Genomic DNA, 5,021 nt, shown 5'->3' on the forward strand with positions numbered 1-5,021 from the left:
ATATAAACAGGTATAAGCTATTAATTATAGATGAACTAGGTTATTTGCCAATCGACAAAGAAGATTCAAATCTATTTTTTCAACTGATAGATATGAGGTATGAAAAGAAAAGCACTATTTTGACAACAAATATAAATTTTAATGACTGGGATAACATTTTTTATGATGCTGTTGTAGCAAACGCGATATTAGACAGAATACTGCATCATTCTAAAGTAATTACAATAAATGGTAGATCATATAGAGTCAAAGATTATATTAAACCATCAGAGTAATTGTACATAATAATATAAAACTTTTTGTACATAAATACTTGACACTTTATAACACTGGTGGTCTTCTTTTTGTTGTTAACCGGGTGTAAGGCAAATAATACCAGTGATTTTCAAGAAGATGATGTATCGCAGACACAGTCCGGTGTTGAAATAAATACAAATGAATCAAAGGAGCAGGTCAAGATGAAAAAGACGGATGAAAGCACACTGGCTGATAATAAGATTCGTGTAACAGTAGGAAGTAGTTCATTTATTGTGAATCTAGAAGATAATGAAACTGCCAAAGCTTTGAGAGAAATGATTACAGATGAGGATTTGACTATTTCAGCGTCAAATTATGGAGGGTTTGAGAAAGTCTGTCAGTTGGGAAAAACTCTACCACGTAACGACAAGCAGATTACAACTGAGGCTGGGGATGTAATGTTATACAGTGGAAATCAGATAGTATTCTTTTATGGCGCTAATTCATGGTCATATACGAAAATAGGTAAAGTGGAAGCGTCGAGTATCAAAAAACTTGAAAGTGTGTTAAGTGGATCAGATACAGAAGTCATATTAAGCATAAAATAAGGAGATGGATAATTTGAAAAAGATAGTAATTCTTTCAACAAGCCCTCGAAAAAACAGTAATTCAAATGCATTGGCTGAGAAATTTGCAAAAGGCGCAAAAGAAGCTGGGAATGAGGTTGAAATCATATCTGTAATTGGCAAGAAAATAGAGTTCTGTAGAGGATGTTTTGCCTGTCAGAAGACTGAACCCTATGTTTACAAAGGATTATAAGTTCAGAGATGTATATTTTTTTGCAGCTGCAGCCGAGGATGATAAGGCAGTCCCACAAAGAGCAATAGAAGGAACAAAAGGATGGATTGAATGCTTTGATAAAGCCAGTTTTAAGGGCTATGTATTTTGTGGAGGTGTAACAGATATCGGCGACATCAAAGGAAAGGAAAGCCTGAGAGAGGCATATGAGATGGGACTTGGCATTAATTAAGTTGCTTGACTGAGCAGTCTCATTTTGACTCGTTTTGTCTCGTCTCGACCGACATTAGCACTTTTCTTATAGATTTAACGGTGTTATTATTATCATAGACAAGTGAGAGGTAAACAAAAGCCCCTCACTTGTTTCATAAGGCAGTCAAGAATGCCTTTGACGAACTTCATCTGAAGAAGCTACGTGTCAGAAAACACAATATCACTCGATAATTCTATTTGGGGAATCTGTAGGTTTATGACTTATAGGTTCCCCTCTTTTTTCATTTCTGAAGAAAATTCCAGCAGAAGAATTTAGCGATTCCAAAATGAGACTGTGAATTAATTGAAAAATGCTGAAATGGTGGGATTTATATAGGAAAGTCTCATTGCAGTCTCACTGAGTCTCATGCGTAAATGAGACTTTATGAGACTTAGTTATAAAATCTATATATGAGACCTTTGTTTGATCCGATAGATAGATGTTTAGTGTTTGATTAGTTTTGGACTCAGAATAACATCATACTGATTTTGTTGAATTTATGCTTGGTATGATTCGCGATGCCTTGCAAGAAATCAGTAAGGCGCAAAATGAACATAATGTCGTAATAAATGTCGCAAAAAATGTCGTAACAAATGAAGATAAAGTGATTTAGTTGATTAAGCAATATTTTTCCTAGAATAGCGGGAAAATGAATTGTAAAATTTATAAATTTAATATATAATCATTGTTGTTTTTTTAACATTAAAAGCTATGGAGGTATGTATGGGACTTTTTGATAAATTCAAGAAAAAGCAAAATGATCAGGATTATAGAAAACTCAATGAGGAAGAGTACTATATTGCTAAGCCCAATTTTTATGAACATAATAATGAGATCGTTGGAATATGCACTTTAACTGAGGGTGTGTTAACTTTATTACAAAAAGAATTAAATTACGCAGTAAATGAAAAAAAGATAGAAAACTATAAATTGGCAATTTTTAGCATGACTGATGATAAGGTTATTGCTCATTTAGATTATGATAAAGCGATTAAAGTGTTAGAGAATAATGCTCAAGCTAATTCAGATAATTATATTTTGGTTGAGTTAAATCTAGAAGAATTAAGAAAATTAATTGACGAATGTAATGGTGAGTTATAGGAGGACTTGTGATGGTAAAGGATGCTCTGCGTGTGCAGGGCATTTTTTTAAAAATACAGTTAGCCGTGACTAATAGAGTGTGGTATTATGAAATTACAGACATAGTTGAACGATGGGAGAAAGCAAGCGATGGGATTATTTAAGAAATAAGGAGTACGTAATCTTTTGACTGTTTTTCTTACAATAGTGTCAATACTTGCAACGTGGATATGCACGTTGTGTTAATACTAACTTATAAATGGAGGGAGAAAAAATGAAAGCAGATTATAAGAATTGGATGCCAAAAGGAATGGTATTAGGAGCTCTTGCAGTTGCAGTTGTATTTTGTATTGCGACTGTGGTTATAGGAATTGCATCTGTAGTGGGAAAGGTTATGCTGGTGCTAACAATCCTATGCGCAATAATAACACTGTGGATGTTTTTGATGCGCAGAGCTTTTTCTTACAATGGCAAGAGACAGATGTCAAAACAGATTATCGATGGTGTGGCTTCATATGTGGAAATTCCTGATGGTGGCAAGTGCCTAGATGTTGGTTGTGGTAGCGGTGCATTAAGTATTGCTGTTGCAAAGAAAAATTCCAATGCTCAGGTTATTGGGATTGATAGATGGGGCAAGGAGTACGCTTCATTCAGTAAGAATCTCTGCGAAAGTAATTCAGCAGCAGAGGGTGTAAGCAATACTTCTTTCCAACAAGGGGATGCCTGCAAGCTAGATTTTCCGGATGAGACCTTTGACGCGGTTACCAGTAATTATGTATATCACAACATTCCTAGTAAGGATAGACAGGCGATTCTTCTGGAAACACTAAGGACCCTTAAGAAGGGTGGCACCTTTGCTATTCACGATATCATGTCAAAGGCTAAGTACGGAGATATGGAAAGCTTTGTTAATAAGCTTAAGGACATGGGCTATGAAGAAGTTAAGCTGGTTGATACAACAAACGGAATGTTTATGAGTAAGTGGGAGTCTACATGGATGGCTCTTACAGGCTCAGCGATTCTTATGGGAAGGAAATAATGTAAATATTTTTCTTTATTTATTATGGGATAATATATAGAATACATAAAATTAAGAGAGCATCAATCTATTATGGTTGGTGCTTTTTTGTGTGATTTGGATTAGCTGTAAATTTATTGAACTTTCCCAAGACCGGAAATCTAATCTTTTTCCAGACTTTTCTCTTGTTTTGGGTAATCCGACCAGCAACTTAGAGGGTCAGGAAATGAATTGTAAAATTTATAAATTTAATATATAATTATTGTTGTTTTTTTTACATTAATAGAGATGAAAAAATGCGGATATCCGCAAAAAATAATATATCAAATTGCAATACAGTTAGATGTAAAAGCAGGCAAACATAAAAAAGGAGATTTTGTAACGTGAAAAATATTAGATTTTATGAAGCAGAAAAGTATAATTCAGATGATTATGAAAAAGTAGAAGATATGATATACATGCCTCATCATGATCCATCAGAGCAAAATATTATTTATGTAACATCAATTATTTATGAGCCAGAACCTGAACTTGAAGAAAACGAACCTAGTGAGTCTTTTATTTCGCAGTACCCTTTAGAAGATATATTGGATGAGTTTTTTGTGTATTGTGAAGACATGTACGAAAAAGAGAATGAATCTGATAAGAATCATTCATATGTTGAATTTGCAAGTGAAAAAATCGATGATATCAAAAAACTACTTTCTATTATTGGCAAGCATGTTTATAACAAACTGGAAGGCGAATATGTATATCTAAAAATAGAATAAAATTCGCACCCTCTGTGGGTCAATTTTATTTGACATTCAACAGGATTCTGTGCTATTGATAATAGTGAAATTAATAAATCGGGATTTTTAGAGGCAAATTATATTTCAGTTTTATAAACGATGACAAATCGAGATTTGGGAGGAGAATAGAATGAGTTTACGAACAATTATGATATTTCCAGAGTTTGAAAACATGGATATCATAGATAGAATACGAGATAAATATGATCCATTGGCACGATTGGTTCGTCCACATATTACACTTGTTTTCCCATTTGAGAATGAGATGAGTAACGAGGCAATTAAAGAAATACTAATCAAGCGTTTGTATGATGTTAAACCGTTTGAAATTGTATTGAATGGTATTAGTCTGCAAGTCGATAAGTATGGAAATTTTCTGCTTTTAGATGTACAAAAGGGTGAGGAGGACATATGTTACATTCATGAAGTATTATGTAAAAACGAATTTAAGCAGTTTGATTCGGACATTAGATATAAGCCACACATAACGATAGGAAAGTTTCAAACTGAAAAAGAACTAAACAATGCATATAATGAATTAAAGAATTTGGATGAGTCGTTTACAACAATAGTTAATAAGATTTCAGTGGAAGTGATTGGTAAAAATGAAGAATCAATAATTGTAATAGAGAAAATGTTATAAAGAGACAAATTCAATTTTAGGGGTGAATCGATGATAATAAAGCAGCTAGAATACAATGATTGTAAGGGCAAGAAGTACAAAGCCAAGATACTATCTAATGAGTATTTGACAATAGAGCCTGAAGGCGACAGCTTTGACATTAAATGGATAAAGGTAAAAGAACCTCTTGTTAAAGAGTTAGAAGATGATATGTTATCGGAA

9 protein-coding genes are annotated in these 5,021 nt (G+C 33.5%); all 9 read left to right on the forward strand.

All coding sequences use genetic code 11. The features are described 5' to 3' along the window. On the forward strand, positions 1-275 hold a 275-nt coding region (locus BLV79_RS11355; RefSeq protein ID WP_159429351.1), incomplete at its 5' end, for an ATP-binding protein. Positions 276-344: 69 nt separating this feature from the next. Then, positions 345-845 (forward strand): cyclophilin-like fold protein, encoded by a 501-nt coding sequence (locus BLV79_RS11360; RefSeq protein WP_200795900.1) that lies wholly within the window; start codon positions 345-347, stop codon positions 843-845. Positions 846-858: 13 nt separating this feature from the next. Then, positions 859-1,056: a flavodoxin family protein gene (locus BLV79_RS13250; RefSeq protein ID WP_330390013.1), complete on the forward strand. Its 198-nt coding sequence runs from the start codon at positions 859-861 to the stop codon at positions 1,054-1,056. Beyond that, positions 1,037-1,267, forward strand: coding sequence for a hypothetical protein (locus BLV79_RS13255; protein WP_330390014.1), 231 nt, complete (start codon positions 1,037-1,039; stop codon positions 1,265-1,267). Before BLV79_RS13250 ends, BLV79_RS13255 begins: the two co-directional genes overlap by 20 nt. 744 nt (positions 1,268-2,011) lie before the next feature. After that, positions 2,012-2,389, forward strand: a complete 378-nt coding sequence (locus BLV79_RS11370) for a DUF4299 family protein (protein WP_074719042.1) — start codon at positions 2,012-2,014, stop codon at positions 2,387-2,389. Positions 2,390-2,400: 11 nt separating this feature from the next. After that, complete coding sequence (locus BLV79_RS13200) at positions 2,401-2,532, forward strand: hypothetical protein (RefSeq protein WP_278320476.1); 132 nt, start codon at positions 2,401-2,403, stop codon at positions 2,530-2,532. A 272-nt stretch (positions 2,533-2,804) separates the two neighbouring features. Further along, positions 2,805-3,407 (forward strand): class I SAM-dependent methyltransferase, encoded by a 603-nt coding sequence (locus tag BLV79_RS11375; protein ID WP_330390015.1) that lies wholly within the window; start codon positions 2,805-2,807, stop codon positions 3,405-3,407. Positions 3,408-3,769: 362 nt separating this feature from the next. Next, complete coding sequence (locus BLV79_RS11380; RefSeq protein ID WP_074719046.1) at positions 3,770-4,156, forward strand: hypothetical protein; 387 nt, start codon at positions 3,770-3,772, stop codon at positions 4,154-4,156. Between the two features lie 151 nt (positions 4,157-4,307). Beyond that, complete coding sequence (locus BLV79_RS11385) at positions 4,308-4,820, forward strand: 2'-5' RNA ligase family protein (protein ID WP_074719048.1); 513 nt, start codon at positions 4,308-4,310, stop codon at positions 4,818-4,820. The last annotated feature ends 201 nt before the right edge of the window (positions 4,821-5,021 follow it).

The organism is Lachnobacterium bovis DSM 14045 (assembly GCF_900107245.1).
GTDB lineage: Bacteria > Bacillota > Clostridia > Lachnospirales > Lachnospiraceae > Roseburia > Roseburia bovis.